Below are 25,149 nucleotides of genomic sequence, written 5' to 3'. Positions count from 1 at the left end.
TTGAAGGCTACATAGAGCCCTGTGGGAGCGGGTTCACCCGCGAATGCGTCGGTAGATCCACTATCGATTCGCGGGTGAACCCGCTCCTACAGGGTCAGTGTTCGGCCCATCCATCTGGGTCAATCAGGCTGCTTGTCGACCCACTTAGGCGCGACCGGCGCCACAAAGCTGTCCATCCCGTCCAGCAGCTCGTCCGGCTGCTGCCCCAGCAGCAACATCGCCCGGTGTTGCGGGCGCACGAAACCTTCTTCGACGATATGGTCGAGGAACCCGCCCAGCTTGTCGTAGAAGCCGTTCACATCCAGTAGCCCGAGCGGCTTGGCGTGATAGCCCAGCTGCCCCCAGGTCCACACTTCGAACAGTTCCTCCAGCGTACCCAGCCCACCCGGCAAGGCAATGAAGGCATCGCTCAGCTCGGCCATGCGGGCCTTGCGCGCATGCATGCCATCCACCACTTCCAGGCGGGTCAGGCCCTTGTGGCCGACTTCAGCGTCCAGCAGGCTCTGCGGGATGATCCCGACCACTTCGCCACCGGCCGCCATGGCCGCGTCGGCCACCACACCCATCAAGCCGACCGCGCCACCGCCATACACCAGGGTCAAGCCACGGCGGGCAATGGCCTGGCCCAGCGCGACGGCTGCTTCACGGTAGGCAGGGTTGGCGCCCATGCTGGCGCCGCAGAACACACAAACGGAACGTACGGGCATTGCTCATCTCCTGTCACTGAGGCGCACAGGTTACGGCGCATGCCGGTCACTTCCAAGGCCGGTTCATTCTGGCCGGGAGAATTCGCAGATGGCTCCTGTGGCCCCGTGGGCGTAGGCGGCGAGCAGGCTATTGAGGAAGTTGGAGATGGGCATTTGGTATTGCTCCTAAATGAGAGGTTGTCTCATCGTCCAATAAAAGGGCATGATGTGCCCTTAGATTTGTTGTATACAATCCATTGAACAATTCTACTGGCTGGCCTCTTGACGCCCCCTTGACCCATATCAGCAAGGGGCTGAACGGTTTCAGGCAGTCTCGCAATTGATAAAACCCTGCCAAGGAGATTCATGATGTTTGCGAAAGCTGTAGCGGTATCCCTGCTGACCCTCGCCAGCGCTTCTGTCTTCGCCGCCGAGTGCTCGGTCACTGTCGACTCGACTGACCAGATGTCCTACACCAGCAAGGAATTCACTGTCGACAAGAGCTGCAAGGAATTCACCGTCAAACTGACCCACTCTGGCAACCTGCCGAAGAACGTCATGGGCCACAACCTGGTGATCAGCAAGACTGCCGACATGCAGGCCATTGCCACCGAAGGCATGAGCCAGGGTCTGGATAAGGACTACCTGAAGGCTGACAACGCCGCGATCATCGCCCACACCAAGATGATCGGCGCGCCTGAGAAAGAAACCGAAGTGAAGTTCGACACTTCCAAGCTGGAAGCCGGTGGTGACTACAGCTTCTTCTGCACCTTCCCGGGCCACATCTCGATGATGAAAGGCAAGGTCATCGTCAAGTAATCAAAGGCTGACGGCGAACCCTGCAGGAGCGAGTTCACCCGCGAATGCGTCGGTGGGTTCACCCTCGTATTCGCGGGTGAACCCGCTCCTGCAGGCCACTTATCAAGGAGCGAACGGCAGTTCGCGCTTGTGCTGGGTCTTGCGGTAGGTGGCGACGATGATGTCGAACGCTGCCTGGTCAACCGGCTGCCCATGCAGGAAGGCATCGATCTGCGCGTAGGTCACGCCATGTGACGCCTCGTCCGGCTTGCCCGGCTCCAGGTCTTCCAAGTCGGCCGTTGGCACCTTTTCCACCAGTGACTCCGGCGCACCGAAGCTGCGCGCAATCGCCCGCACCTGATTCTTCACCAGCCCACTCAACGGCGCCAGGTCGCAGGCACCATCACCAAACTTGGTAAAGAAGCCCATCACCGCCTCGGCGGCGTGGTCGGTTCCTATCACCAGACCTGCGCGGGCGCCAGCGATGGTGTACTGGGCGACCATTCGGGTACGTGCCTTGACGTTGCCAACCACGAAGTCCACCAACGTCGGCGAGCCATTCTTCAACGCCGCCACTTCGGCTGCCAATGCACGCACTGCCGGGGCGATATCCACCGTGTGAACTTCATCTGCCTTGATCACATCCAGGCATGCCTGGGCGTCATGCTCGTCATGCTGTACCTGGTACGGCAGGCGCACGGCAATGAAGGTGTAGGCCTTGTCGCCGGTCTCGGCGCGCAGCTCGTTGATGGCACGCTGGGCGAGCAGGGCGGCAGTCAGTGAGTCGACGCCACCGCTGATGCCCAGCACCAAGGTCTTGAGTCGAGCGTTGGCCAGGCAGTCCTTGATGAACGCCACCCGCCGGGCGACTTCGGCCTCGAGCGCTGCCGCGTCGGCGAACGGCGGCTGTACCTTCAGCGCCTGGGCAATCTCTTGCTGAACCGCTTGCATGGGTTACTCCTTGCTGGGGACTTTGAATACGTGACGCATGTAGGCGACGAAGTTCTCGTCGCGGCACTGGGTCTTGGCGGCTTCATCAGAGATCTTGGCCACCGGCGCGCCGTTGCAGTCGGTCATTTTAAGCACGATGTTCATGGGTGCCACACCTGGGATGTCGCAGGTCAGGTTGGTGCCGATGCCAAAGCTGACGTTGATGCGTCCGCGCAGGGCGCGGAAAATTTCCAGCGAGCGGGTCAGGTTGAGGCCGTCGGAAAACACCAGGGTCTTGGTCATCGGGTCGATACCCAGTTTCTGGTAATGGGCAATGGCCTTCTCCGCCCAGGCTACCGGCTCGCCCGAATCATGGCGCAGGCCGTCGAACAGCTTGGCGAAGTACAGGTCGAAATCGCCGAGGAAGGCATCCATGGTGATGCAGTCGGTCAGGGCGATGCCGAGCAGGCCGCGGTACTCGCGTACCCAGCAGTCCAGCGCAGCGATCTGGCTGTCGATCAGCCGTGGGCCGAGCTGCTGGTGGGCCATGATCCACTCGTGGGCCATGGTGCCCAGCGGCTTGATATCCAGTTTCCATGCCAGGTCGACGTTGCTGGTGCCGACAAAACGGCCGGGGAAGTCGTCGCGCAGCACCCTTGCCACTTCCTCCTGCACGCGGCTGGAAAAGCGCCGGCGGGTGCCGAAGTCGGCCACCTGCAGTTCGGCCAGCTCGTCGTCGCTGGCATGCGCACGCAGCCAGTCGAACTTGCGGTACAACTGATCCCGCGCCTCGGCCAGGCGCATGTGCGGGTGCAGATTGCGGTTGCGTACTTCGCTGATGATGGCCAGCAGCGGCACTTCGAACAGGATCACATGCAGCCACGGACCTTTCAGGCGCAGGAACAGCTGATCATTTTCGATGCCGACGTGCACGTAACGCAGGTTGAAGCGGAACAGGCGCAGAAAGCGTAAAAAGTCGGGCTTGAGGAAGCTGATGCGTTCGAGGAAGGCCAGCTGGCCATCGTCCAGGGTGAGGTCGGCAAGCCGTTCGAGCTGATTGCGAATTTCGCCGAGGTAGGGGCGCAGGTCCTCACCGTTGCGGCAGCGGAATTCCCATTCGACGTCGGCGTCCGGGTAGTTGTGCAGCACACCCTGCATCATGGTGAGTTTGTAGAAATCGGTGTCGAGCAGGTTGTGCACGATGCGCTCGGCGAATGCGCTTTCGCTCATCAAGGGGGCTCCGGAAGCGGCGATTGGCGGACATTGTGCCAGCCTTTTCCACCTTGTGTGGTTGTTCCGGCCTCTTCGCGGGCAAGCCCGCTCCTACACGGTGCGGGGACCTGCTCCTATTGTGGGAGCTGGCGTGCCCGTGAAGAGGCCGAAACAGCCAAAACAGAGGTGTTTTTCCGTGCACCAGCTAGCCTTGAAACGGTGCCGCCTGTAGCAGTCGCGCACCAGCGGTGTGCAGTTCGGTGACGTCCGCTGTTACAGGGCGGTTGCACGTAAACACTTGCCAGGGTTGCAATGATGGCACTCGACGGTTGCTCCTTGTCTGTACGTGTGGTGGCGCCTGCCGCGTGGCAGACGGTTGCACGCTCAATAAAGAAAAGGCCGCCCGTCGCCTGCAGGCACCCTTCACAGTGTGTTTTCCCGGAAGACAAAACCGATGGCACGGCCCTTGCTCTGAGTACCGGGCTGAGAAGTTGTAGTGCCAACCAAAAAAACTCTAGGAGCACCACCTCATGTCGCAGACGTTTTACAAGAAAGGTTTCCTGGCTCTGGCCGTAGCTACGGCACTGGGTGTTTCTTCGTATGTTCAGGCCGACGTCAAGATCGGTGTAGCGGGCCCCATGACCGGGGCAAACGCAGCGTTTGGCGAGCAGTACATGAAAGGTGCGCAGGCAGCGGCCGACAAGATCAACGCCGCCGGTGGCGTGAATGGCGAGAAAATCGTCCTGGTCAAAGGCGATGACGCCTGTGAGCCGAAGCAAGCCGTGGCCGTGGCCAACCGCCTGGTCGATCAGGACAAGGTGATTGGCGTGGTGGGCCACTTCTGTTCTTCCAACACGATCCCGGCCTCCGAGGTATATGACGAGGCGGGCGTGATCGCCATCACCCCAGGCTCCACCAACCCACAGGTCACTGAGCGCGGCCTGAGCGCCATGTTCCGCATGTGCGGCCGTGACGACCAGCAGGGTATCGTCGCTGGCGATTACATCGTCGACGTGCTCAAGGGCAAGAAGGTCGCGGTGTTGCACGACAAGGACACCTACGGTCAGGGCCTGGCCGACGCGACCAAGGCGCAGCTGGAAAAACGCGGCGTGAAGCCTGTGCTGTATGAAGGCCTGACCCGTGGCGAGAAAGACTTCAGCGCGGTGGTCACCAAGATCCGCTCTACCGGTGCCGACGTGGTCTACTTCGGCGGCCTGCACCCGGAAGCCGGCCCGCTGGTACGCCAGCTGCGCGAGCAGGGCCTGAAAGACGTCAAGTTCATGTCCGATGATGGCATCGTCACCGACGAACTGGTGTCTACCGCCGGCGGCGCGCAATACGTTGACGGCGTGTACATGACCTTCGGTGCCGACCCGCGCCTGCTGCCAGACAGCAAGGCGGTGGTGGAGGAGTTCCGCAAGGCTGGCACTGAACCTGAGGGCTACACCCTGTACGCCTACGCTTCGCTGCAGGCCCTGGCTGCCGCGTTCAATGGCGCGAAGTCGAACAAGGGCGAAGACGCTGCCAAGTGGCTCAAGGCCAACCCGGTGCAGACCGTCATGGGTGAGAAGAAGTGGGACAGCAAGGGCGACCTGACCGTCTCCGACTACGTGGTCTACCAGTGGGACAAGACCGGTAAATACCACCAGCTGGAAAAACAAAAATAACAACGCCCGCGGCCCGGGCGGTTGCTCGGGCCCAAGCCCCGCGGTACCTGTCTTTATTCGTAGATCTGCACAGTTCTGCGCTGCGAGGGCCCCGCACAGGTGGCCCGCGCCGTGGTCGGCGCTCGTGCAATCTCAATCAGGTGAGATTGCGTTATGGATGGTATTTTCCTGCAGCAACTGGTCAACGGCCTGACCCTCGGGTCGGTCTATGGCCTGATCGCCATCGGCTACACAATGGTCTATGGCATTATCGGCATGATCAACTTCGCGCACGGCGAGGTGTACATGATCTCCGCTTACCTCGCGGCGATCAGCCTGGCATTGCTGGCTTACTTCGGTGTCGAATCGTTCCCCCTGCTGATGCTGGGCACCTTGTTGTTCACCATCGTCGTCACCGGCGTTTATGGTTTCACCATCGAGCGCATCGCCTACAAACCGCTGCGTAACTCCACCCGCCTGGCACCGCTGATCAGTGCCATCGGCATTTCGCTGATCCTGCAGAACTACGCACAGATCAGCCAGGGCGCCCGCCAGCAAGGCGTGCCAACCCTGCTGGAAGGCGCCATGCGTGTCGAAGTCGGATCCGGCTTCGTGCAACTGACTTATACCAAGATCTTCATCCTGGTGGCGGCCTTCGTCGGCATGGGCCTGCTGACCTACGTGATCAAGTACACCAAGCTCGGCCGCATGTGCCGTGCTACCCAGCAAGACCGCAAGATGGCCTCGATCCTGGGTATCAACACCGACCGGGTAATCTCCTACGTGTTCGTCATCGGTGCGGTGATGGCCGCCCTGGCCGGCGTGCTCATCACCATGAACTACGGCACCTTCGACTTCTACGCCGGCTTCATCATCGGTATCAAGGCGTTCACTGCCGCAGTGCTCGGGGGTATCGGCTCGCTACCGGGTGCCATGCTCGGCGGGATCATCCTGGGTATTTCCGAGTCGCTGTTCTCAGGCCTGATCAACTCCGACTACAAGGATGTGTTCAGCTTCTCGCTGCTGGTGATGATCCTTATCTTCCGCCCACAAGGCCTGCTGGGTCGCCCGCTCGTGGCTAAGGTGTGAACATGTCCGTTGCCAAAACTGCCTCTGTTAGCGAAACCAAGGGTTTCGACCTTAAACGCAGCCTGCTGGAGACCATTGTCGCTGGCCTGCTGGCACTTATCGTGTTTGGCCCGGTCGTTGGTGTGGTGCTCGACGGCTACACCTTCAATGCCGAGCCGCGCCGCGTGGCCTGGCTGGTCGGCGGTGTGATGGTGGGGCGCTTCCTGCTCAGCCTGTTCCTGCAGACTGCCCCCGGGCAGCGCATGCTCCTGGGCTTCGACAGCGGTGGCTCGGGCGTGCATGTGACCGCACCGGACTACAAGTCGCGCCTGCGTTACATCATCCCCGCGCTGATCGTGATTGCCATCGTTTTCCCGATCTTCGCCAACAAGTACCTGCTAACCGTGGTCATCCTCGGCCTGATCTACGTATTGCTGGGCCTTGGACTGAACATCGTGGTCGGCCTGGCCGGCCTGCTCGACCTGGGTTACGTGGCGTTCTATGCCATCGGTGCCTACGGCCTGGCGCTGGGTTACCAGTACCTGGGGCTGGGCTTCTGGAGCGTGCTGCCGCTGGCGGCCATCGCTGCGGCGCTGGCGGGGTGCATCCTCGGCTTCCCGGTGTTGCGCATGCACGGTGACTACCTGGCGATCGTGACGCTGGGCTTTGGCGAGATCATCCGCCTGGTGCTGAACAACTGGCTATCGTTCACCGGTGGCCCCAACGGCATGCCGGCACCTTCACCCACCTTCTTCGGCCTTGAGTTCGGCCGCCGGGCCAAGGATGGCGGGGTGCCTATCCACGAGTTCTTCGGCTTCGAGTACAACGCCAGCCTCAAGTTCGTGTTCATCTACGCGGTGCTGTTCTTGGTCGTGCTGGCAGTGCTGTACATCAAGCATCGCCTGACTCGCATGCCGGTCGGCCGGGCCTGGGAAGCGCTGCGCGAAGACGAGATCGCCTGCCGTTCGATGGGCCTGAACCACGTGCTGGTCAAGCTGTCGGCCTTTACCCTGGGCGCCTCGACTGCCGGTCTGGCGGGGGTGTTCTTCGCCACCTACCAGGGCTTCGTCAACCCGTCGTCATTCACATTCTTCGAGTCGGCGCTGATCCTCGCCATCGTCGTGCTGGGTGGCATGGGCTCTACCGTGGGTGTGGTCATCGCGGCGTTCGTGCTGACCGTGGCGCCGGAACTGCTGCGCAGCTTCTCCGAGTACCGGGTGCTGCTGTTCGGCGTGCTGATGGTGCTGATGATGATCTGGCGACCGCGTGGGCTGATCCGCATCAGCCGTACCGGTGTGACCCCACGTAAAGGAGTGGCGCCATGAGCGACGATATCATTCTCTCGGTCGACAACCTGATGATGCAGTTCGGTGGCATCAAGGCGCTCAGCGACGTCAGCCTGAAGGTCCGGCGCAACCAGATCTTTGCCCTGATCGGCCCCAACGGCGCCGGCAAGACCACGGTGTTCAACTGCCTGACCGGCTTTTACAAGGCCAGTGGCGGACGTATCGAACTGAACGTGCGCGGCAGCCACACCAACGTCATCCAACTGCTCGGCGAACGCTTCCAGGCGGCCGACTTCGTGTCGCCTGCGCGCTTTGCCAACCGTATGTACTACAAGATGTTCGGCGGTACCCACCTGGTCAATCGCGCCGGCCTGGCGCGCACCTTCCAGAACATTCGCCTGTTCAAGGAAATGTCGGTGGTGGAGAACCTGCTGGTGGCCCAGCACATGTGGGTCAACCGCAACTTGCTGGCCGGGGTGCTCAACACCAAGGCCTACCGCAAGGCCGAAAGCGATGCACTGGACCACGCCTTCTACTGGCTGGAAGTGGTGGACCTGGTTGATTGCGCCAACCGCCTGGCCGGCGAGCTGTCGTACGGCCAGCAGCGGCGTCTGGAAATCGCCCGGGCCATGTGCACGCGGCCGAAGATCATCTGCCTGGACGAACCGGCGGCGGGCCTTAACCCGCAGGAAACCGAGGCACTCAGCCGCATGATCCGTGTGCTGCGTGACGAGCACGACATCACTGTGGTGCTGATCGAGCACGACATGGGCATGGTCATGAGCATCTCCGACCATATCGTGGTGCTGGACCACGGCAACGTGATTGCCGAAGGTGCGCCGCAGGACATCCGCCACAACCCGACGGTGATTGCCGCCTACCTGGGTGCAGACGAAGAGGAACTGGTATGAGTGCACCCATTCTCGAGCTGAAAGACCTGGACGTGTTCTATGGACCGATCCAGGCGCTGAAGAAAGTCTCGATGCACATCAACGAGGGCGAGACGGTAAGCCTGATCGGCGCCAACGGTGCCGGCAAGTCGACCCTGCTGATGTCGATTTTCGGCCAGCCGCGGGCGGCATCCGGGCATATCGTGTACCGCGGCACCGACATCACCCGCAAATCCTCGCACTACATCGCCTCCAACGGCATTGCCCAGTCGCCGGAGGGGCGCCGGGTGTTTCCCGACATGACCGTCGAGGAAAACCTGATGATGGGTACCATCCCCATCGGCGACAAGCATGCCGACGAAGACATGCAGCGTATGTACGAGCTGTTCCCGCGGTTGAAGGAGCGGCGTAACCAGCGGGCCATGACCATGTCCGGTGGCGAGCAGCAAATGCTGGCGATTGCCCGGGCGCTGATGAGCCGGCCGAAGTTGCTGTTGCTGGACGAGCCCTCGCTGGGGCTGGCGCCGATCGTGGTCAAGCAGATCTTCTCGACTTTGCGAGAGCTGGCCAAGACCGGGATGACCATCTTCCTGGTGGAGCAGAACGCCAACCATGCGCTGAAACTGTCGGACCGGGCCTATGTGATGGTCAACGGGCAGATTCGCATGACCGGGACCGGGCAGGAACTGTTGGTCAATGAGGAAGTGCGTAACGCTTATCTGGGCGGGCACTGAGTTGTATGCAGGGGCTGCGATGCAGCCCCCTTCTCAATGTGGAAAACTTGTCGTTCCCTTCTCCCTAAACACACCCATATTCCTTCGCAAGCCATTGTTTCCACAGGCCAACTCTTTTCCACGGATAGTGTGGAGCCGCCTGTGGAAAACATGGTGGCATATCGCTCAAGGCCTTGAGTATCAAGCCCTGTAGCGATTTGATCATTTTTTGTTCATATCCCCGTTGTGGATGATTTTCCCAAGCTTTCAAAATCTCTGCGTGCGCTTCAAGTGCAGTGCCAATCCTGTGGATAACTCTGTGTAAAAACCTTGGACAGACCGCTGCAGGCGGCATGTTTGAAAGCCTTGCGCCATCATCGCCAAGATATCCACCGACCACAACCTGCTGAAAGGGTTCCGTGCAGTGGACAAGTTGCCCCCAATCCGTGGGGAAAGCCTTGTGGATAACATGCGTATACCTGGCGGCGAGCCCTCTGCCGCAAGGGTTTGCAGAATATGAACAAAAAATGAACAGCCCCTGAACGGCTTGCTGCCAAGGCCAGGCGCGGGCATGCTGCAAAGCTGCCATGACAACCTACCGTGAGGAACACAGCATGACGTCCACCGTATTCATCACTGGCGCGACTTCCGGTTTCGGCGAGGCCACCGCCCGCCGCTTCGCAGAAGCCGGCTGGAAGCTGGTACTCACTGGGCGCCGCAAAGAGCGCCTGGATGCCCTGTGCGCTGAACTGTCGGCCAAGACCGAAGTGCATGGCCTGGTGCTGGACGTGCGTGACCGCAAGGCCATGGAGCAGGCTATTGCCAATCTGCCGGCCGGCTTTGAAAAGATTCGCGGTCTGGTCAACAACGCCGGCTTGGCACTGGGTGTGGATGCTGCGCAGAACTGCAGCCTGGACGACTGGGAAACCATGGTCGACACCAACATCAAGGGCCTGATGTACACCACTCGCCTGCTGCTGCCACGGCTCATCGCCCATGGCCGCGGCGCGTCGATCCTGAACGTCGGGTCGGTGGCGGGCAACTATCCGTACCCGGGCAGCAACGTGTATGGCGGCACCAAGGCCTTCGTCGGCCAGTTCTCGCTGAGCCTGCGTTGCGACCTGCGCGGTACCGGCGTGCGTGTGAGCAACATCGAGCCGGGCCTGTGCGAGAGCGAGTTCTCGCTGGTGCGCTTCGGGGGTGACCAGGCCAAGTACGATGCTACCTACGCGGGTGCGGAGCCGATTCAGCCACAGGATATTGCCGAGACCATCTTCTGGATCCTCAACCAGCCGGCGCACATCAATATCAACAGCCTTGAACTGATGCCGGTGAGCCAGGACTGGGCAGGGTTCTCGATCGACCGATCAAAAGGCTAAGCACGAGGCGCGAACCGGAAAGATCCGGTTCGCGGAGCAACGCATCGCTCAGTTGATATAGTAAAAGCCGGTTCTTTCTTTAGGGATGATGCCTAACGCTTGAAGGACATCGTTGATGGCGTCATGCCGGCCCATGTCCTCGGCCGTTGCTTTGCAATTGATGACACGGCGCAGGCTTAGCAGGTAGCTGAGTTTGCCATGGGAGTGCTCGTCATAGCGGTGGCCGTGATCGATTATCTTCTGTGCCGCTCGGTTGATCTGCTCTTCGACAAATGCCTTGAAGGCTTCTGCTTCCATGTTGGTTACTCCTGAACGTTCGAGAAAGGAGCACCAACATAGGCGTGGGGAGATGCTTCCGGCAGAGGGAAACGCTCACCCCTGACAGGTTCGTTGTATGGACAGTCAGAAGTTCGCCTGATTCAGCCCTTCCAGGCAGGTAGCCAAGTGATAAGGCGTGGTCGATGGCATGTCATCCCTGCTCACCGCGCCGTCACCCCCTCGGCACTCATACCAGCCGGCGTCACGCAGGAACCGCGCTGAAAGGGCAACTAATTGCCCCGCGAGCTTTGCTTCACTGCCTTCACGCAATGTAAGCGCCCGCAGGTACTCGGCCTGCGCCCAGATACGCTGGGAGGCATCAAGCACCCGGCCATCCACATTCAGCATGGCCAGTACGGCCGCATCCTTCACCCCGAATTGCTCGGCAAAGCCGAAGGCCCGGTCTATCGACGCATGCAGCGGCGTGTCACGCAGCAGCGGGGAGGTATGCAGCAGATAGAACCACTCGAACTGGTGCCCAGGCTCGAACCAGTTATCCACAGCCCCGCGTGGCTTTTCCAGCATCAGGCCATGGGCCGGTTCAATGAAATGCGCCTCGAGCGCCTGACACAATTGCAGCAGCGACTGGCGGACATGTTCGTCGCCACGCACAGCCAGTACCTGCAGGAACGCTTCGGCCAGGTGCATCTGCGGGTTTTGCAGCGGGCCACTGCCGAGGTCGGCCCAGTCTTCGCCCAGGCAGGCTTCGTACAGGCCATCGTCACGGGCGAACTGCTGGTCGATGATGTCCAGCGCGGCATTCAACGTGGACTCCACCAGGTTTTCGCGCACTTTGCCCCAGTAGTGCGCGCAGGCGAACACGATGAAGGCGTGGGTATACAGGTCCTTGCGCCGGTCCAGCGGCTTGCCGTGGGCGTCGATGCTGTAGAACCAGCCCCCGTGCTCGGCATCGTGGAAGTGCTTTTGCAGCGAGCGAAACAGGGCTGCGGCGCGTTCGGCGGCGCCCGGTTGGCCGATACGGCTGCTGAACACGTACAGCTGGCGTGCACAGGCCATGGCCCGGTAGCGCTGCACCGGCAACGGTTGGTGCTGGGCGTCCAGCGCTTCGTAGGGCAGGGCCATGTCGGCGTTCCAGCCCGGGCCTTGCCACAGCGGCACGATGCGTTCGGCGAAGTGCTGGTTGAAGCGGGCCAGTTCGGGCAGGGTGGGGCGGGGGTCGGACATTTGGGCGCTCGTCGCTGTCGGGCAGGGCGCCATGGTAGCAGAAGTGGGGTTTTCAGTAGCCTGGGTTGCCGAGCCCCTGCCAATGCCGCGCCCCGACAAAGATGAAGCGCAATTGCTGGGTGATCTTTTCCTGCGGCGTCAGGGCCTGTGGATAACCCGCTTCCGGGTTGTCGATAAGCTCGGGCAGGGTGGCGAACACGGTCTTCACCACCAGGTCGGCCATCACCGCAAGCGCGGCGCTGTCCAGGTGTTGCCAGCGCTTCATGCGCGCAAGGTCGGTGGCAAGGTCGTCGCTGATATCCTGGCGCAGGCGGGCAATGGCCTGGCGCACGGCCTGTGCACCGCCGTACTGCTCGCGGGCCAGGAACAGGAACTGCGCGCGGTGGGCGGCTACCACGTCGAGGAAGATGCGCACCGAGGCGTCGGTGATGCCGCCCAGTTCGAATTCGTTCTGGCGCACCAGGCGGATGGTCTGGCGGAAGGTGGTGTCGATTTCGGCGACAAGTGCCAGGCCCAGGGCGTCCATGTCGGAGAAATGCCGATAGAAGCCGGTCGGCACGATGCCAGCGGTTTTCGCCACTTCGCGCAGGCTGATACTGCCGAAACCACGGCCACTCTCCATGAGCAGGCAGGCGGCATCGAGCAGGGCCTGGCGGGTCTGTAGCTTCTGTTCGGCGCGCGGCAGCATGGTGCGGGCTTCTGTAACGGTCAGGCTGGGCACTCTAGATAAAAAAACAAAGCCCGGTCAATGGACCGGGCCTGGAGGGGAGCAAGCGTTGTGACAGAAGTTGTTCTTTTCGGCCATGGCGATCAGCTCACACGGCTGAGTTCAACCAGGCGATCCGAGCCACCTTCAGCGACACGGCCAGCTTGTTCGATCAGACGATCGGAGCCGCCTTCGGCAACACGGCCAGCTTGTTCGATCAGACGATCGGAGCCGCCTTCGGCAACACGGCCAGAACGTTCGATCAGGCGATCGGAGCCACCTTCGGCAACACGGCCAGAACGTTCGATCAGGCGATCGGAGCCACCTTCGGCAACACGGCCAGAACGTTCGATCAGGCGATCGGAGCCACCTTCAGCAACGCGGCCAGAACGTTCGATCAGGCGATCGGAGCCACCTTCGGCAACACGGCCAGAACGTTCGATCAGGCGATCGGAGCCGCCTTCAGCTACGGTGTTCAGCGGCTGGGCGATTTCGGCTGCGCTGGAGCGCGCTTCGGACGTCAGGTGTTGCTCGGACGCCGGCAGGGCGAAAGCGTTGGCGGCCAGAAGGGACAGGGTCAGGGTCAGCAGATGGCGTTTCATGATTTCGGTGCTCCTCTCGGGGGCTGGAAAGTGGGTACGAAGCCAATGCTACGCCGCGTAACGCCAGAGAGAAGTTCATACGGGTAATGGTAACAATCGACCATATTGATAGAGGGTTGCAGTGCCTCTATTCCGGACCTTGCAGCCATTCAGGCAACCACCGGCCCCTGTTGGCGGTGGGTAACATGTGCAGTCTGGCGCGACACATTCCTGAGCAAAGGGCCAGGAAAAACTTCGCTATCATGGCGCCATTGATAAAACCTCACGGGTTTTCATCAGTCGGAGTTATTGAGGCCATCGCAGCGCCTGTTTTCTGTCATGCCGCAAGGAGAATTACGCAATGACGCGTCCCGCCAGAATCCTCGTCTGGACCCTCGCCAGCCTGCTTACCGTGCTGGCGATCCTGGTGGTAGTAATTGCCACCTTCGACTGGAACCGCGTCAAGCCACTGCTCAACGAGAAGGTCTCCGAAGCCTTGCATCGGCCCTTCGCGATCAACGGCAACCTCGCCGTGCACTGGCGTACCGAGCCCGAAGAGGGCGGTTGGCGTGCCTGGGTGCCTTGGCCGCACTTCATTGCCGAAGACCTGACGCTGGGCAACCCCGAGTGGCTCAAGGAGCCGAAGATGGTCGGCCTTGAGCGCGTGGAGTTTCGCCTGGCGCCGCTGCCGCTGGTGTTCCAGCAGATCAGCATACCCCGCATCAACCTCACCAAGCCCACTGCCAGCCTCACTCGCCTGGCCGATGGCCGCGCCAACTGGGTCTTCGACTTCGGCCCCAAGGATGAAAACGCCGAACCTTCCAAATGGCAGCTGGACATCGGCGCCATCGGCTTTGACCAAGGCAACGTCAGCTTCGACGACCAGACCCTGAAAACCAGCATGAAGGTGCAGATCGACCCGCTTGGCAAACCAATCCCGTTCAGTGAAATTGTCGGCAAGGCCAGCGCCGAGAAGGCCGGCGGTGCGCAGGACTATGCCTTCGGCCTCAAGGCCCAGGGCCGCTACAAAGGCCAGCCAGTGTCCGGCACCGGCAAGATCGGTGGCCTGCTGGCCCTGCAGGACGCCAGCCAGCCGTTCCCGCTGCAGGCCGACGTGCGCATCGCCGACACCCATGTGGTGCTCGCCGGCACCCTCACCGACCCGCGCAACCTTGGTGCCCTCGACCTGCGCCTGCGTTTGTCGGGTGCCAGCCTGGGCAACCTCTACCCATTGACCGGCGTCACCTTGCCTGACACCCCGGCCTATTCCACCGACGGCCACCTACGCGCCAACCTGCAGGCGGCGCAAGGGGCGTCGTTCAATTACCAGGGCTTCAACGGCAAGATCGGCGACAGCGATATCCATGGGGACCTGGCCTTCGTTGCCAGCCAGCCACGGCCCAGACTGTCCGGCAACCTGGTATCGAACCAGTTGCTGTTCAAGGACCTGGCGCCGCTGATCGGTGCCGACTCCAATGCCGAACAGAAGGCCCGCGGCGGTGCCAGCAAGCAGCCTGCAGGCAAGGTGCTGCCAGTGGAGGCGTTTCGCACCGAGCGTTGGCGGGCAATGGACGCTGATGTCACCTTTGCTGGCAAGCGCATCGTGCACAGCGCGCAACTGCCGTTCACTGACCTGTCGGCCCATGTGGTGCTCGAAGACGGCCTGTTGCGCCTGGAGCCCCTGCGCTTTGGCGTGGCCGGCGGCAGCCTGGCCTCCAACATCCGCCTGGACGGGCGAAGCGTGCCCTTGCAGGGGCGCGCGAAGTTGACTGCGCGGGGCTTCAAGCTCAAGCAACTGTTCCCCACCTTTGCGCCAATGCAGACCAGCTTTGGTGAGCTCAATGGCGACGCCGACATCAGCGGCCGTGGCAACTCGGTAGCCGCCTTGCTGGGTACCGCCAATGGCGACCTGCGCATGCTGATCAACGATGGCGCCATCAGCCGTAGCCTGATGGAAATCGCCGGGTTGAACGTGGGCAACTATGTGGTCGGCAAGCTGTTTGGTGATGAGGACGTGAAGATCAACTGTGCGGCAGCCGATGTAGGCATCAAGGATGGCCTGGCGACTACGCGGCTGTTCATCTTCGATACAGAGAACGCGATCATCTACATCGACGGCACGGCGAATTTCGCTTCCGAGCAACTGGATTTGAACATCACCCCGGAATCGAAAGGGCTGCGGTTGTTCTCGCTGCGTTCCCCCCTGTATGTGCGCGGACCGTTCGCCAAGCCGAACGCCGGTGTGCAGGCAGTGCCGCTGGCGTTGCGTGGCGCAGGGATGGTTGCGCTTGGGGTGGTGGCAGGGCCGGCGGCGGGGTTGCTGGCGCTGATTGCGCCCAGCAGCGGGGATGACCCGAACCAGTGCACACCGTTGTTGCAGCAGATGAAGGCAGGCAAGGCGCCGGCGGCGGTGAAAGCGCGGAAATAGCAAGGGGCCGCTAAAGCGGCCCCTTGAGGGTGTCAGAAATCAAAGGCCTTGCAACAGGTCGGACATATCGTCCGCGTGCTCCTCTTCCTGCGCCAGGATGTCTTCGAAGATACGACGGGTAGTCGGGTCTTTATCCCCGATGTACTGAATGATCTCGCGGTAGCTGTCGATGGCAATGCGCTCTGCCACCAGGTCTTCCAGCACCATCTCTTTCAGCGAATTGCCGGCCACGTACTGGGCATGCGAGTTCTTGGTCAGGTTGTCGGGGTTGAAGTCCGGCTCCCCGCCCAATTGCACGATGCGTTCGGCCAGCTTGTCGGCATGTTCGGCTTCCTGGTTGGCATGTTCCAGAAACTCCTCGGCAGCCACACTGGCCTTGATGCCGCTGGCCATGAAGTAGTGGCGCTTGTAGCGCAGCACACAGACCAGCTCGGTGGCCAGCGATTCATTAAGCAGGCGCAGGATCTGTTCACGGTCGGCGTGGTAACCCTCGGTCACTGCGCCTTGCTCCACATGCTGGCGTGCACGCTCGCGCAGGGTTTTCACATCGGTCAGTTCAACATTGCTCATGGTTATCTCCAGCAGGGGTCAGGGTCGGGTCGGAACACAGGCTTACGCGCCATGCAGGGCGTCGCTGTCCTCCTGGCGTTGCTTGCAGGTCTTGAAGCCTTTGGCATCCACATGGCCGGTGGCATCGAAGCGCACGTAATAGGGCTGCTGCTTGCCGTCGTGGTTGAGGATGTAGTCGTTGCAGGTGCCCCCGTGCGGCAGGTCGATCACGCTCGACGGGCTGCCGCCAATGGCGATGACCTTCTGCATGGTCATACCGTTCTCCACCTGCTTGACCAGCGGCTCATCGCGGTAGGTGACGTAATCCACCGGGTTTTCCGGGCGGCTGCCGCAGGCGGCCAGGGTGGCGCTTGCCAGAAGGATTGCCAGGGTCTGCTTGTACATGGTCCCGCTCCTTGCAAAGGGTCTGTGTGGTTTTGAACCACAGCGCGCGCCAGGAGTTCGATTGCGATGGTCATCATGGCCGCTGTAGTGTTGGCCCGTCCTACACGCAAAGGAGCTGCGGCAATGCAGCAGGATTTGGCCACGCGATACCCGCTGGTGCTGGTGCCGGGCATGCTCGGGTTTGTCCGGATGGTGCTCTACCCCTACTGGTTCGGCATTGTGCCGGCCTTGCGCAAGGGCGGGGCGCAGGTGTTTCCGGTGCAGGTTTCGCCGCTGCATTCCAGCGAGGTACGCGGCGAGCAGTTGCTGGCGATCATCGAAGATATCTGCCAACGTACCGGCGTTGACAAGGTCAACCTCATCGGCCACAGCCAGGGCGCCCTGAGCGCGCGTTACGCAGCGGCCAAACAGCCGGGGCGGGTGGCGTCGGTCACCTCGGTGGCGGGGCCCAATCATGGCTCCGAGCTGGCCGACCACCTGGAACGCACCGCACCGGGCGATTCACCCCAGGGGCGCATCCTCAAGGCCCTGCTGCATGGGTTTGCCGTGCTGCTGGTGTGGCTGGAAACCGGCTGGCGTCGCGACCCGCTGCCGGTAGATGTGCACGCCTCGCACCAGTCGCTGACCAGCGCCGGGGTGGCACTGTTCAACCAGGCTTATCCACAGGGCCTGCCGCAAACCTGGGGTGGGGAAGGGGCCTATGAGGTCAATGGCGTCCGCTATTACTCCTGGTCTGGCACCTTGCAGCCCGGCCTGACAGACCAGGGGCGCAACCGCTTTGACGGCAGCAGCCGCTTCTGCCGCCTGTTCGCACGCAGTTTCATCAAGGAAAAGGGCCATTGCGACGGCATGGTCGGGCGTTTCAGTTCGCACCTGGGGCAGGTGATCGGCGACGATTACCCGCTCGATCACCTGGACATCGTCAACCAGTCGCTCGGTGCCGTGGGCAAAGGCGCGGAGCCTGTGCGGCTATTCACCGAACATGCTGCCCGGCTCAAGGCGGCGGGGCTTTAGCTCAAGTGCCTTGGCGGCGGATCGGCGTGGTCCAGCGTTCGGCCAGCACTACGCCGGCCAGGGTCAGCAAGCCGCCGACGAGGTGGTAACTGGCCAGTTGTTCGTCGAGCACCACGGCGGCGATCAGCGCAGTGACAAGCGGCAGCAAGTTGAAGAACAGTGTGGTGCGGCTGGGCCCCAGGCGGTGTACGGCCTGCATCCACACCAGCGGCGCGATCATCGAAGCCAGTACGCAGGCATACAGGACCAGGCCGATGTTGTGGCTGTTCAGGCCGGTCTTGTCTGACAGCAGGAACAGCGGTAGCAACACGACGATGGCCACCAACACCTGCAGGTACAGCAGCTGCATCGGCGGCAGGCGCAGCTGCCATTTCTTCAGCAGGAAGCTGTAGAGCGCGTAGGCCAAGGTTGCCACCAGCATCAACAGATCGCCGCTGTTCAGCCCTTGCTGCAGCAGGCTGGCGGGATGGCCGGCACTGACCACTTCAAGCACGCCGAAGAATGACACCACCGCGCCCAGCAGGGCACCGTAGCTCAGGCGCTGGCCCAGCCAGGCGATGGACAGCGCCAGTGACATCAGCGGCATCAGCGAGAGGATGATGCCCATGTTGGTGGCACTGGTGATGCCGGCGGCGAAGTAGGCCAGGCTCTGGTACATCGCCATGCCCAGCACGCCGAGCACGAACACCTTGGCCAGGTGCGGGCGGATGGCTGCGCGGTTGCGCCACACGGCAGGCAGCAGGAACGGCGTGAACAGCAAGGCGGCCAGCAACCAGCGGTAGAAGCCGATCTCTGCAGGGTGGATGGCACCGGCGGACATCTTGGTGACCACGGTGTTGCCGGCCCAGATGAGGATGGCGGTGAGGGGGAACAGGTAGTTCATGCAGCAGGGTACTCGCTGGGGGCTGGAATGGGGCTGCTTTGCAGCCCTTCGCGGGTGAACCCGCTCCTACGGGGGATACACAGGCCTGGAGGCTGGCGCAGATCCTGTGGGAGCGGGGAGCCCGCGAAGGCCTGCAAGGCAGGTCCTCGATAGGCCTGTATTATCGAATGTCTGTCTACAAGCCTATACTTCTATCCAGACAACCGACCCTGCAAAGCAGACAGCATGCCGCGTAAATACCTCGATATCCCCCAGTTCACCCAACTGCCGGCCCCGGTGTACTTCCGCCACGACGAGTTCGTTGCCGACACCCACAGCGCCGTGCATCAACACGCCTGGGGCCAGCTGAACTACACCGCCCACGGCGTGATGCAACTGGATGTGGCCGGCCAGCGCTTCCTGTCGCCGCCGCACTACGCCGTTTGGGTGCCGCCCGACACCGAGCACGGCTGCTACAACCCCCAGGCCATCGTCTACCGTTCTATCTATCTCGACCGCAGCCTGTGCGCAGCGCTGCCACCGCACCCGTGCAGCCTGATGATCAGTGACATCCTCAAGGCCATCCTCGGTGACTTCGCCCGGCGCAATCTGAAGGTGGCCGAGGACGAGCGTGACCAGCGCCTGGTACAGGTACTGCTTGACCAGTTGCTGCTGGCGCCCACCTTGGCCTGCTACCTGCCGTTTGCCCACAGCGATGGCTTGCGCCAGGTGCTCGACGCGCTCAGCGCCGAGCCGGGGGACAACCGCCCGCTGGCCGACTGGGCCGCACGCGTACACGTCAGCGAACGCACCCTGGCCCGCCAGTTTCTGCGCGAGCTGGGCATCAGCTTTGGCGAATGGCGCCTGCGCCTGCGTTTTCTGCGTGCCATAGAAGCGCTGGAAGCCGGCCTGCCCATTCAGGCCATCGCCTTCGACCTTGGCTACAGCAGCGCCTCGGCGTTCATCGCCATGTTCCAGCGCCAGGCCCGGTGTACGCCGGAGCAGTACCGCCGGCAGGCGCGGGCGGGGCGTTGAATATTCTTGGCTACACTCAGCTCGACCCCCGTGCATCGGGCGCGGAGCCAAGGAGACCACTCCATGAAAGTGCTGCAAATCCCGTTACTGGCGCTGGCGGTGTTGTTCAGTGCCCAAGGTTTCGCTGCCAATACCGCGCAGCAGGAAAAGATGAAAACCTGCAACGCCGACGCCACCGCCAAGGCCCTCAAGGGCGATGAACGCAAAGCGTTCATGAGCACCTGCCTGAAAAAGGATGTGCCCCAAACCCAGCAAGAGAAAATGAAGACCTGCAATGCTGACGCCACCACCAAAGCCCTGAAGGGGGACGAGCGCAAGGCCTTCATGAGCGATTGCCTGAAGAAGAAATGACCTGCGCCTATGCCTGCGCCGCCAAGGCTGGCAGACTGCGGCATTCCCGCTGTCTGCCGTCGAGGCTGTATGACCTTTACCCCCCGTCAGATCACCCTGGCCAGCCTGATCATCGTCATGGCTGGGCTGCTGCTGGCTTTGCCCCTGAAGTTGCTGCCCAGCCTGCTGGCCGGTCTGCTGGTGTTCGAACTGGTCAACATGCTGACCCCGCGCCTGCAACCGCTGCTTGCTGGCCAACGCGCGCGCTGGCTGGCCGTGGCGTTGCTCGGCACGCTGGTGGTCAGCACCCTGACACTGCTGATTGCCGGTGCCTTCAGCTTCCTGCTGCACGAGGCGGAAAACCCCGGCGCCTCGCTGGACAAGTTCATGGCCTTGGTCGAGCGAGCCCGCAGCCAGTTGCCCCCTTTCATCGAGGGCTACCTGCCTGCCAGTGCCGCAGAGTTCAAGGTGGCCATCGGCGACTGGATCAAGAGCCACCTGAGCGATTTGCAGCTGGTGGGCAAGGGCATGGCGCACATGTTCGTGACGATGCTCATCGGCATGATCCTCGGCGCCATCATCGCTTTGCAGCGCATTCCCGATATTTCCCGGCGCAAGCCCCTGGCGGCGGCGCTGTTCGAACGTCTTAGCCTGCTGGTGAAGGCGTTTCGCAACATCGTGTTCGCGCAAATCAAGATCTCGCTGCTCAACACGATCTTCACCGGCATTTTCCTGGCCGTGGTGATGCCACTGTTCGACGTACACCTGCCGCTGACCAAGACGCTGATCGTGCTGACCTTCCTGCTGGGCTTGCTGCCGGTGATCGGCAACCTGATGTCCAACACCTTGATCACCATCGTCGGCCTGTCGCTGTCGATCTGGGTGGCGGCAGCGGCGCTGGGTTACCTGGTCGTCATCCACAAGATCGAGTACTTCCTCAACGCGCGGATCGTGGGTGGGCAGATCAGTGCCAAGGCGTGGGAATTGCTGCTGGCGATGCTGGTATTCGAGGCGGCGTTCGGGCTGCCTGGTGTCGTGGCGGGGCCCATCTACTATGCCTATCTGAAGAGTGAGCTGAAGCGGGCGGAGCTGGTCTGATCATGTAGTGGCCTGTACCGGCCCTTTCGCGGGTAAACCCGCTCCTACAGGGGCCTGTGGCCAATCACCGATGTGTGTCCACCCCCGATCGGGCGTAGGAGCGGGTTTACCCGCGAATACGGTAGCGGCGGCAACGGTGAACGGCGGGTGGTAATTGGCCAGCAGGCCCGGCCTCTTCGCGGGTGAACCCGCTCCTACACGGCGGCCTGCGGCCAATCACCGATGTGTGTCCACCCCCGATCGGGCGTAGGAGCGGGTTTACCCGCGAATACGGTAGCGGCGGCAACGGTGAACGGCGAGTGGAGATTGGCCAGCAGGCCCGGCCTCTTCGCGGGTGAACCCGCTCCTACACGCGGCCTGCGGCCAATCACCGATGTGTGTCCACCCCCGATCGGGCGTAGGAGCGGGCTTACCCGCGAATACGGTAGCGGCGGCATCGGTGAACGGCGGGTGGAGATTGGCCAGCAGGCCCGGCCTCTTCGCGGGTAAACCCGCTCCTACACGGCGGCCTCCGGCCAACCCCCGATGTGTGCCCACCCCCGATCGGGCGTAGGAGCGGGTTTACCCGCGAATACGGTAGCGGCGGCAACGGTGAACGACTGGTGGAGATTGGCCAGCAGCCCCAGCCCGTTCGCGGCTACAGGCTAATCGACAAATCAGGCCGCGCCGTAACGCTTGCGCGCCTCGATGGCCAGCCCGCTACCAATGCTGCCAAAGATATTGCCTTCCACATGCCGTGCATTCGGCAGCATCGCCGAAACACTGTTGCGCAGCGCCGGAATGCCGCTGGAGCCACCGGTGAAGAACACCGTATCGACCTGGCCTTCGCTTATCCCAGCCTTGGCCAGCAGTTCGGTCACGCTACCGCGCACGCGCTCCAGCAGGCCTTCGATCGCCTCTTCGAACAGCGTGCGGGTCAGTTCCGCACTCAGATCGGGCTCGACGCGGCGCAGGTCGATGTGGCGGCTGTCATGCTCGGTCAGCTCGATCTTGCTGGCTTCCACTTCCATCGCCAGCCAGTGCCCGGCGCGCTGTTCGATCAATTTGAACAGGCGATCGATGCCGAAGCTGTCCTCGATGTCATAGCGCATGCCGCCCAGCGCCAACTGTGACTTCTGCGAATACAAGGCGTTGATGGTGTGCCAGGTGGCCAGGTTGAGGTGGTAGCTGGTCGGCATCAGCGCACCGCTCTTCATGCGGCTGCCATAGCCAAACAACGGCATCACGCCCTGAAGGCTCAGTTGCTTGTCGAAGTCGGTACCGCCAATGTGCACACCGCCGGTGGCGAGGATGTCGCTTTGGCGCTCGGCGACCAGATGGCGCTCGGGCGACAGGCGGATCAGGGTGAAGTCCGAGGTACCACCGCCGATGTCGACGATCAGCACCAGCTCTTCGCGGCTGATGCTCGACTCATAGTCGAAGGCCGCGGCAATCGGTTCGTACTGGAACGACACGTCCTTGAAGCCGATTTTGCGCGCCACTTCGGCCAAGGTGTCCTCGGCCTCCTGGTCGGCAGCCGGGTCTTCGTCGACGAAGAACACCGGGCGGCCCAGCACCACCTGGTCGAATTCTCGGCCAGCGGCCGCCTCAGCGCGCTTCTTGAGCTCGCCGATGAACATGCCCAGCAGGTCCTTGAACGGCAGGGCGCTGCCCAGCACGCTGGTGTCGTGCTTGATCAGCTTCGAGCCCAGCAGGCTTTTCAGCGAGCGCATCAGGCGGCCTTCGTAGCCTTCCAGGTACTCGTGCAGCGCCAGGCGGCCATACACCGGGCGCCGCTCTTCGATATTGAAGAACACCACCGAGGGCAAGGTGATCTTGCCGTCTTCCAGGGCAATCAGCGACTCGACGCCAGGCCGATGCCAACCGACTGTGGAGTTGGAGGTGCCAAAGTCGATGCCCAGGGCGCGGGCCGGGGATACGTCAGACATGGGAAATGGGCTTCCGGAGGCAAAACGGCCGCGCAGTGTATGCCAGTTGGCTACAGAATCAAGACCAGTCGTCTGCCTTGAGGCAAACCCAAGTCGGTCTTGAAAGGCTATGCTTGACCCCTATCTTCAGTTGCAACATGCACATTCACATTGGTGATCCATAAATGGACTTCAAAGACTATTACAAGATACTCGGCGTAGAGCCCACTGCGGACGACAAGGCGATCAAGGCCGCGTACCGCAAACTGGCGCGCAAGTATCACCCGGATGTCAGCAAGGAGCGCGACGCCGAGGAAAAATTCAAGGAGGCCAACGAGGCCTATGAGGTGCTGGGCGACGCGCAGAAACGTGCCGAGTTCGATGAAATCCGCAAGTACGGCGGCCAGCATGGCCGGCCGTTCCAGGCACCACCGGGTTGGGAAAGCCGCGGTGGCGGCGGCTTCGAAGGCGGCGACTTCTCCGACTTCTTCAGCTCGATCTTCGGTGGGCGCAGTGCTGGTGGCAACCCCTTCGGTGGCGCCCGGCAGCAGCAACGCAGTGCTGGCAGGCGGGGGCAGGACGTGGAGCTTGAACTGGCAGTGTTCCTTGAAGAGACCCTGAGCAAGGAGTCCAAGCAGATCAGCTTCCAGGTGCCGCAAACCAATGCCATGGGCCAGCGCACCGGCTTCACCACCAAGACCTTGAACGTGAGGATTCCGGCTGGGGTGACCGACGGCGAGCGCATCCGCCTCAAGGGCCAGGGCGCGCCCGGCAGCGGTGGCGGGGCCAACGGTGACCTGTTCCTGACCATCCGCATGGCACCGCACCCGCTGTTCGATGTCGAAGGTCATGACCTGATCATCACTGTGCCGTTGGCACCGTGGGAGGCGGCCTTGGGCGCCAAGGTGGCGGTTCCGACCCTGGATGGCAAGATCAACCTGACCATCCGTCCTGACAGCCAGAGCGGCCAGCGCCTGCGTGTACCGGGCAAGGGCCTGGCGAACAAGCAGGGAGAGCGCGGCAACCTTTATGCGCAGCTCAAGGTGGTCATGCCACCCGCGTCGGACGAATCTGCCCGCGAACTCTGGACCAAGCTTTCCGAGAAAGCTGCGTTCAACCCGAGGACACAATGGAGTAAGTGATCATGAGCAGCACCCTGATCGTTCAACTGGACATGCGTACCCTGTGTCAGGAAGCCGATGTCACGGCTGAATGCGTGATCGAAATCGTCGAGCACGGCATTGTCGAACCTTCTGGGCGAACGCCGGAGGACTGGCTGTTTGACGATCAGGCGCCGTTGGTGACCAAACGAGCGGTAAAGCTGCACCAGGAGCTGGAACTGGAGTGGGAAGGGGTGGCGCTGGCGCTGGAGCTGTTGCAGGAAGTGCAGCAGTTGCGCAGTGAGAACAGCATGCTGAAGCAGCGGCTGGGCCGGTTTATCCAGATGTAGGTGGCCTTGCCGGCATCTGTGGAAGCGGCCTTGTGTCGCGATGGGCTGCTTTGCAGCCCCAGATCTTTGCTCCACCGCAAAATTGCCGGGGCTGCTTTGCAGCCCTTTCGCGATGCTCACACAATGGACCGCATTTCAGGTCGGTTCGGCGCCCGGGTTCAGCACCAGTTGCATGAAGGTCAGATCAAGCCAGCGGCCAAACTTTACCCCCACCTGCGGCATCTGGCCGGTCACCACGAAGCCCAGCCGCTCATGCAGGCGCACCGAAGCTGCATTGCCACGCTCGATCGCTGCCACCATCACATGCTTGCCACATCCGCGCGCGCGTTCGACCAGTGCCGCCATCAACACCGGCCCGAGCCCTTTGCCACGCTGGTCGTTGCGCACGTACACCGAGTGCTCAACGGTCAGGCGAAAGCCCTCGAAAGGCCGCCAGTCGCCAAACGAGGCATACCCCAGCACGCCGGTTTCATCGACCGCCACCAGAATCGGGTAGCCCTGCTGCGCACGCGCTTCAAACCAGGCCTGGCGGTTGTCGAGGTCCACCGGGGTTTCGTTCCAGATCGCCGTGGTGTTGAGCACCGCGTCGTTGTAGATGTCGAGTATGCCTGGCACATCGGTGGGCCGGGCATCGCGGATTTCGTAGCTCATGACAGCGTCTCGCAAGGTCGTT

Annotated in this window: 27 protein-coding genes; 14 read left to right on the top strand and 13 right to left on the bottom strand. The window is 62.0% G+C overall.

Features of this window, described 5'->3' with window-relative positions; genetic code table 11:
* Positions 1-119: 119 nt before the first annotated feature.
* Positions 120-707, bottom strand: coding sequence for a cytokinin riboside 5'-monophosphate phosphoribohydrolase (locus tag AC3RCM_RS24765; RefSeq protein ID WP_003249578.1), 588 nt, complete (start codon positions 705-707; stop codon positions 120-122).
* 348 nt (positions 708-1,055) lie between these two features.
* Here AC3RCM_RS24765 and azu point away from each other — a divergent pair, with 348 nt between their 5' ends.
* Complete coding sequence (azu, locus tag AC3RCM_RS24760) at positions 1,056-1,505, top strand: azurin (RefSeq protein ID WP_003249580.1); 450 nt, start codon at positions 1,056-1,058, stop codon at positions 1,503-1,505.
* A 102-nt stretch (positions 1,506-1,607) separates the two neighbouring features.
* Here the strand turns inward: azu and nadE are convergent, their stop codons facing one another.
* Both nadE and pncB read right to left on the bottom strand, forming a co-directional pair.
* On the bottom strand, positions 1,608-2,435 hold the full coding sequence (nadE, locus tag AC3RCM_RS24755) for an NAD(+) synthase (RefSeq protein ID WP_003249583.1): 828 nt from the start codon (positions 2,433-2,435) through the stop codon (positions 1,608-1,610).
* 3 nt (positions 2,436-2,438) lie between these two features.
* Complete coding sequence (gene pncB, locus AC3RCM_RS24750; protein ID WP_049586710.1) at positions 2,439-3,644, bottom strand: nicotinate phosphoribosyltransferase; 1,206 nt, start codon at positions 3,642-3,644, stop codon at positions 2,439-2,441.
* 512 nt (positions 3,645-4,156) lie between these two features.
* On the opposite strand from pncB, the gene AC3RCM_RS24745 reads away from it, so the two are divergent.
* The 5 genes from AC3RCM_RS24745 (at position 4,157) to AC3RCM_RS24725 (ending at position 9,250) form a co-directional block, all read left to right on the top strand.
* A complete protein-coding gene (locus AC3RCM_RS24745; protein ID WP_003249588.1) occupies positions 4,157-5,293 on the top strand; it encodes a branched-chain amino acid ABC transporter substrate-binding protein in 1,137 nt (378 codons plus the stop codon).
* Between the two features lie 153 nt (positions 5,294-5,446).
* Positions 5,447-6,361 (top strand): ABC transporter permease subunit, encoded by a 915-nt coding sequence (locus AC3RCM_RS24740; protein WP_003249590.1) that lies wholly within the window; start codon positions 5,447-5,449, stop codon positions 6,359-6,361.
* Positions 6,362-6,363: 2 nt separating this feature from the next.
* The gene (livM, locus tag AC3RCM_RS24735) at positions 6,364-7,665 is read left to right on the top strand and encodes a high-affinity branched-chain amino acid ABC transporter permease LivM (RefSeq protein WP_104886990.1); all 1,302 of its coding nucleotides are present in this window, start codon (positions 6,364-6,366) and stop codon (positions 7,663-7,665) included.
* On the top strand, positions 7,662-8,537 hold the full coding sequence (locus tag AC3RCM_RS24730) for an ATP-binding cassette domain-containing protein (protein WP_010955466.1): 876 nt from the start codon (positions 7,662-7,664) through the stop codon (positions 8,535-8,537). Before livM ends, AC3RCM_RS24730 begins: the two co-directional genes overlap by 4 nt.
* Entirely contained in the window at positions 8,534-9,250 is a 717-nt protein-coding gene (locus tag AC3RCM_RS24725; protein ID WP_004576969.1) for an ABC transporter ATP-binding protein, read from the top strand. Before AC3RCM_RS24730 ends, AC3RCM_RS24725 begins: the two co-directional genes overlap by 4 nt.
* Positions 9,251-9,314: 64 nt before the next feature.
* Here AC3RCM_RS24725 and AC3RCM_RS24720 read toward each other — a convergent pair whose 3' ends face one another.
* The gene (locus AC3RCM_RS24720) at positions 9,315-9,818 is read right to left on the bottom strand and encodes a hypothetical protein (protein WP_155741817.1); all 504 of its coding nucleotides are present in this window, start codon (positions 9,816-9,818) and stop codon (positions 9,315-9,317) included.
* Between the two features lie 25 nt (positions 9,819-9,843).
* Between AC3RCM_RS24720 and AC3RCM_RS24715 the strand changes: the two genes are divergently transcribed.
* Positions 9,844-10,608, top strand: coding sequence for an SDR family oxidoreductase (locus AC3RCM_RS24715; protein ID WP_003249597.1), 765 nt, complete (start codon positions 9,844-9,846; stop codon positions 10,606-10,608).
* 48 nt (positions 10,609-10,656) lie between these two features.
* Here AC3RCM_RS24715 and AC3RCM_RS24710 read toward each other — a convergent pair whose 3' ends face one another.
* The 4 genes from AC3RCM_RS24710 to AC3RCM_RS24695 all read right to left on the bottom strand — a co-directional run bounded on the left by AC3RCM_RS24710 (position 10,657) and on the right by AC3RCM_RS24695 (position 13,419).
* Positions 10,657-10,905, bottom strand: a complete 249-nt coding sequence (locus AC3RCM_RS24710; RefSeq protein WP_064492504.1) for a hypothetical protein — start codon at positions 10,903-10,905, stop codon at positions 10,657-10,659.
* Between the two features lie 105 nt (positions 10,906-11,010).
* Complete coding sequence (locus AC3RCM_RS24705) at positions 11,011-12,111, bottom strand: AGE family epimerase/isomerase (RefSeq protein WP_492629233.1); 1,101 nt, start codon at positions 12,109-12,111, stop codon at positions 11,011-11,013.
* Positions 12,112-12,163: 52 nt separating this feature from the next.
* On the bottom strand, positions 12,164-12,799 hold the full coding sequence (locus AC3RCM_RS24700; RefSeq protein WP_003249603.1) for a TetR family transcriptional regulator: 636 nt from the start codon (positions 12,797-12,799) through the stop codon (positions 12,164-12,166).
* Positions 12,800-12,921: 122 nt separating this feature from the next.
* On the bottom strand, positions 12,922-13,419 hold the full coding sequence (locus AC3RCM_RS24695) for a hypothetical protein (RefSeq protein ID WP_010955463.1): 498 nt from the start codon (positions 13,417-13,419) through the stop codon (positions 12,922-12,924).
* A 340-nt stretch (positions 13,420-13,759) separates the two neighbouring features.
* Here AC3RCM_RS24695 and AC3RCM_RS24690 point away from each other — a divergent pair, with 340 nt between their 5' ends.
* Positions 13,760-15,826 carry an AsmA family protein gene (locus AC3RCM_RS24690; RefSeq protein ID WP_198747889.1) on the top strand — a complete coding sequence of 689 codons (2,067 nt, stop codon included), beginning with the start codon at positions 13,760-13,762 and terminating at the stop codon, positions 15,824-15,826.
* 39 nt (positions 15,827-15,865) lie between these two features.
* On the opposite strand, the gene AC3RCM_RS24685 is transcribed toward AC3RCM_RS24690, so the two are convergent.
* Together AC3RCM_RS24685 and osmE are read right to left on the bottom strand one after the other, a co-directional pair.
* A complete protein-coding gene (locus AC3RCM_RS24685; RefSeq protein ID WP_020192925.1) occupies positions 15,866-16,396 on the bottom strand; it encodes a ferritin-like domain-containing protein in 531 nt (176 codons plus the stop codon).
* A 42-nt stretch (positions 16,397-16,438) separates the two neighbouring features.
* Complete coding sequence (gene osmE, locus AC3RCM_RS24680; RefSeq protein WP_003249613.1) at positions 16,439-16,780, bottom strand: osmotically-inducible lipoprotein OsmE; 342 nt, start codon at positions 16,778-16,780, stop codon at positions 16,439-16,441.
* A gap of 123 nt (positions 16,781-16,903) precedes the next feature.
* On the opposite strand from osmE, the gene AC3RCM_RS24675 reads away from it, so the two are divergent.
* The gene (locus tag AC3RCM_RS24675; RefSeq protein WP_064492500.1) at positions 16,904-17,794 is read left to right on the top strand and encodes an esterase/lipase family protein; all 891 of its coding nucleotides are present in this window, start codon (positions 16,904-16,906) and stop codon (positions 17,792-17,794) included.
* 1 nt (position 17,795) lies between these two features.
* On the opposite strand, the gene AC3RCM_RS24670 is transcribed toward AC3RCM_RS24675, so the two are convergent.
* On the bottom strand, positions 17,796-18,677 hold the full coding sequence (locus AC3RCM_RS24670; protein ID WP_010955459.1) for a DMT family transporter: 882 nt from the start codon (positions 18,675-18,677) through the stop codon (positions 17,796-17,798).
* 225 nt (positions 18,678-18,902) lie between these two features.
* On the opposite strand from AC3RCM_RS24670, the gene AC3RCM_RS24665 reads away from it, so the two are divergent.
* From AC3RCM_RS24665 to AC3RCM_RS24655, 3 genes are all read left to right on the top strand, one after another.
* Positions 18,903-19,691, top strand: coding sequence for an AraC family transcriptional regulator (locus AC3RCM_RS24665; protein WP_064492499.1), 789 nt, complete (start codon positions 18,903-18,905; stop codon positions 19,689-19,691).
* Positions 19,692-19,754: 63 nt separating this feature from the next.
* A complete protein-coding gene (locus AC3RCM_RS24660) occupies positions 19,755-20,042 on the top strand; it encodes a PsiF family protein (protein WP_014592571.1) in 288 nt (95 codons plus the stop codon).
* 69 nt (positions 20,043-20,111) lie between these two features.
* Complete coding sequence (locus AC3RCM_RS24655) at positions 20,112-21,119, top strand: AI-2E family transporter (RefSeq protein WP_014592570.1); 1,008 nt, start codon at positions 20,112-20,114, stop codon at positions 21,117-21,119.
* 656 nt (positions 21,120-21,775) lie between these two features.
* On the opposite strand, the gene AC3RCM_RS24650 is transcribed toward AC3RCM_RS24655, so the two are convergent.
* Positions 21,776-23,047 carry an Hsp70 family protein gene (locus tag AC3RCM_RS24650; protein ID WP_492629232.1) on the bottom strand — a complete coding sequence of 424 codons (1,272 nt, stop codon included), beginning with the start codon at positions 23,045-23,047 and terminating at the stop codon, positions 21,776-21,778.
* A 164-nt stretch (positions 23,048-23,211) separates the two neighbouring features.
* Between AC3RCM_RS24650 and cbpA the strand changes: the two genes are divergently transcribed.
* Both cbpA and AC3RCM_RS24640 read left to right on the top strand, forming a co-directional pair.
* Positions 23,212-24,168: a curved DNA-binding protein gene (cbpA, locus tag AC3RCM_RS24645; RefSeq protein ID WP_064491164.1), complete on the top strand. Its 957-nt coding sequence runs from the start codon at positions 23,212-23,214 to the stop codon at positions 24,166-24,168.
* 2 nt (positions 24,169-24,170) lie between these two features.
* Positions 24,171-24,476, top strand: a complete 306-nt coding sequence (locus AC3RCM_RS24640) for a chaperone modulator CbpM (RefSeq protein WP_020191746.1) — start codon at positions 24,171-24,173, stop codon at positions 24,474-24,476.
* Positions 24,477-24,611: 135 nt separating this feature from the next.
* Here AC3RCM_RS24640 and AC3RCM_RS24635 read toward each other — a convergent pair whose 3' ends face one another.
* Positions 24,612-25,127, bottom strand: a complete 516-nt coding sequence (locus AC3RCM_RS24635) for a GNAT family N-acetyltransferase (protein ID WP_064491163.1) — start codon at positions 25,125-25,127, stop codon at positions 24,612-24,614.
* Between the last annotated feature and the right edge of the window lie 22 nt (positions 25,128-25,149).

It is taken from the genome of Pseudomonas sp. GW823-FHT05G12, from assembly GCF_058795575.1.
This window is presented reverse-complemented; position numbering and strand designations above follow the sequence as displayed.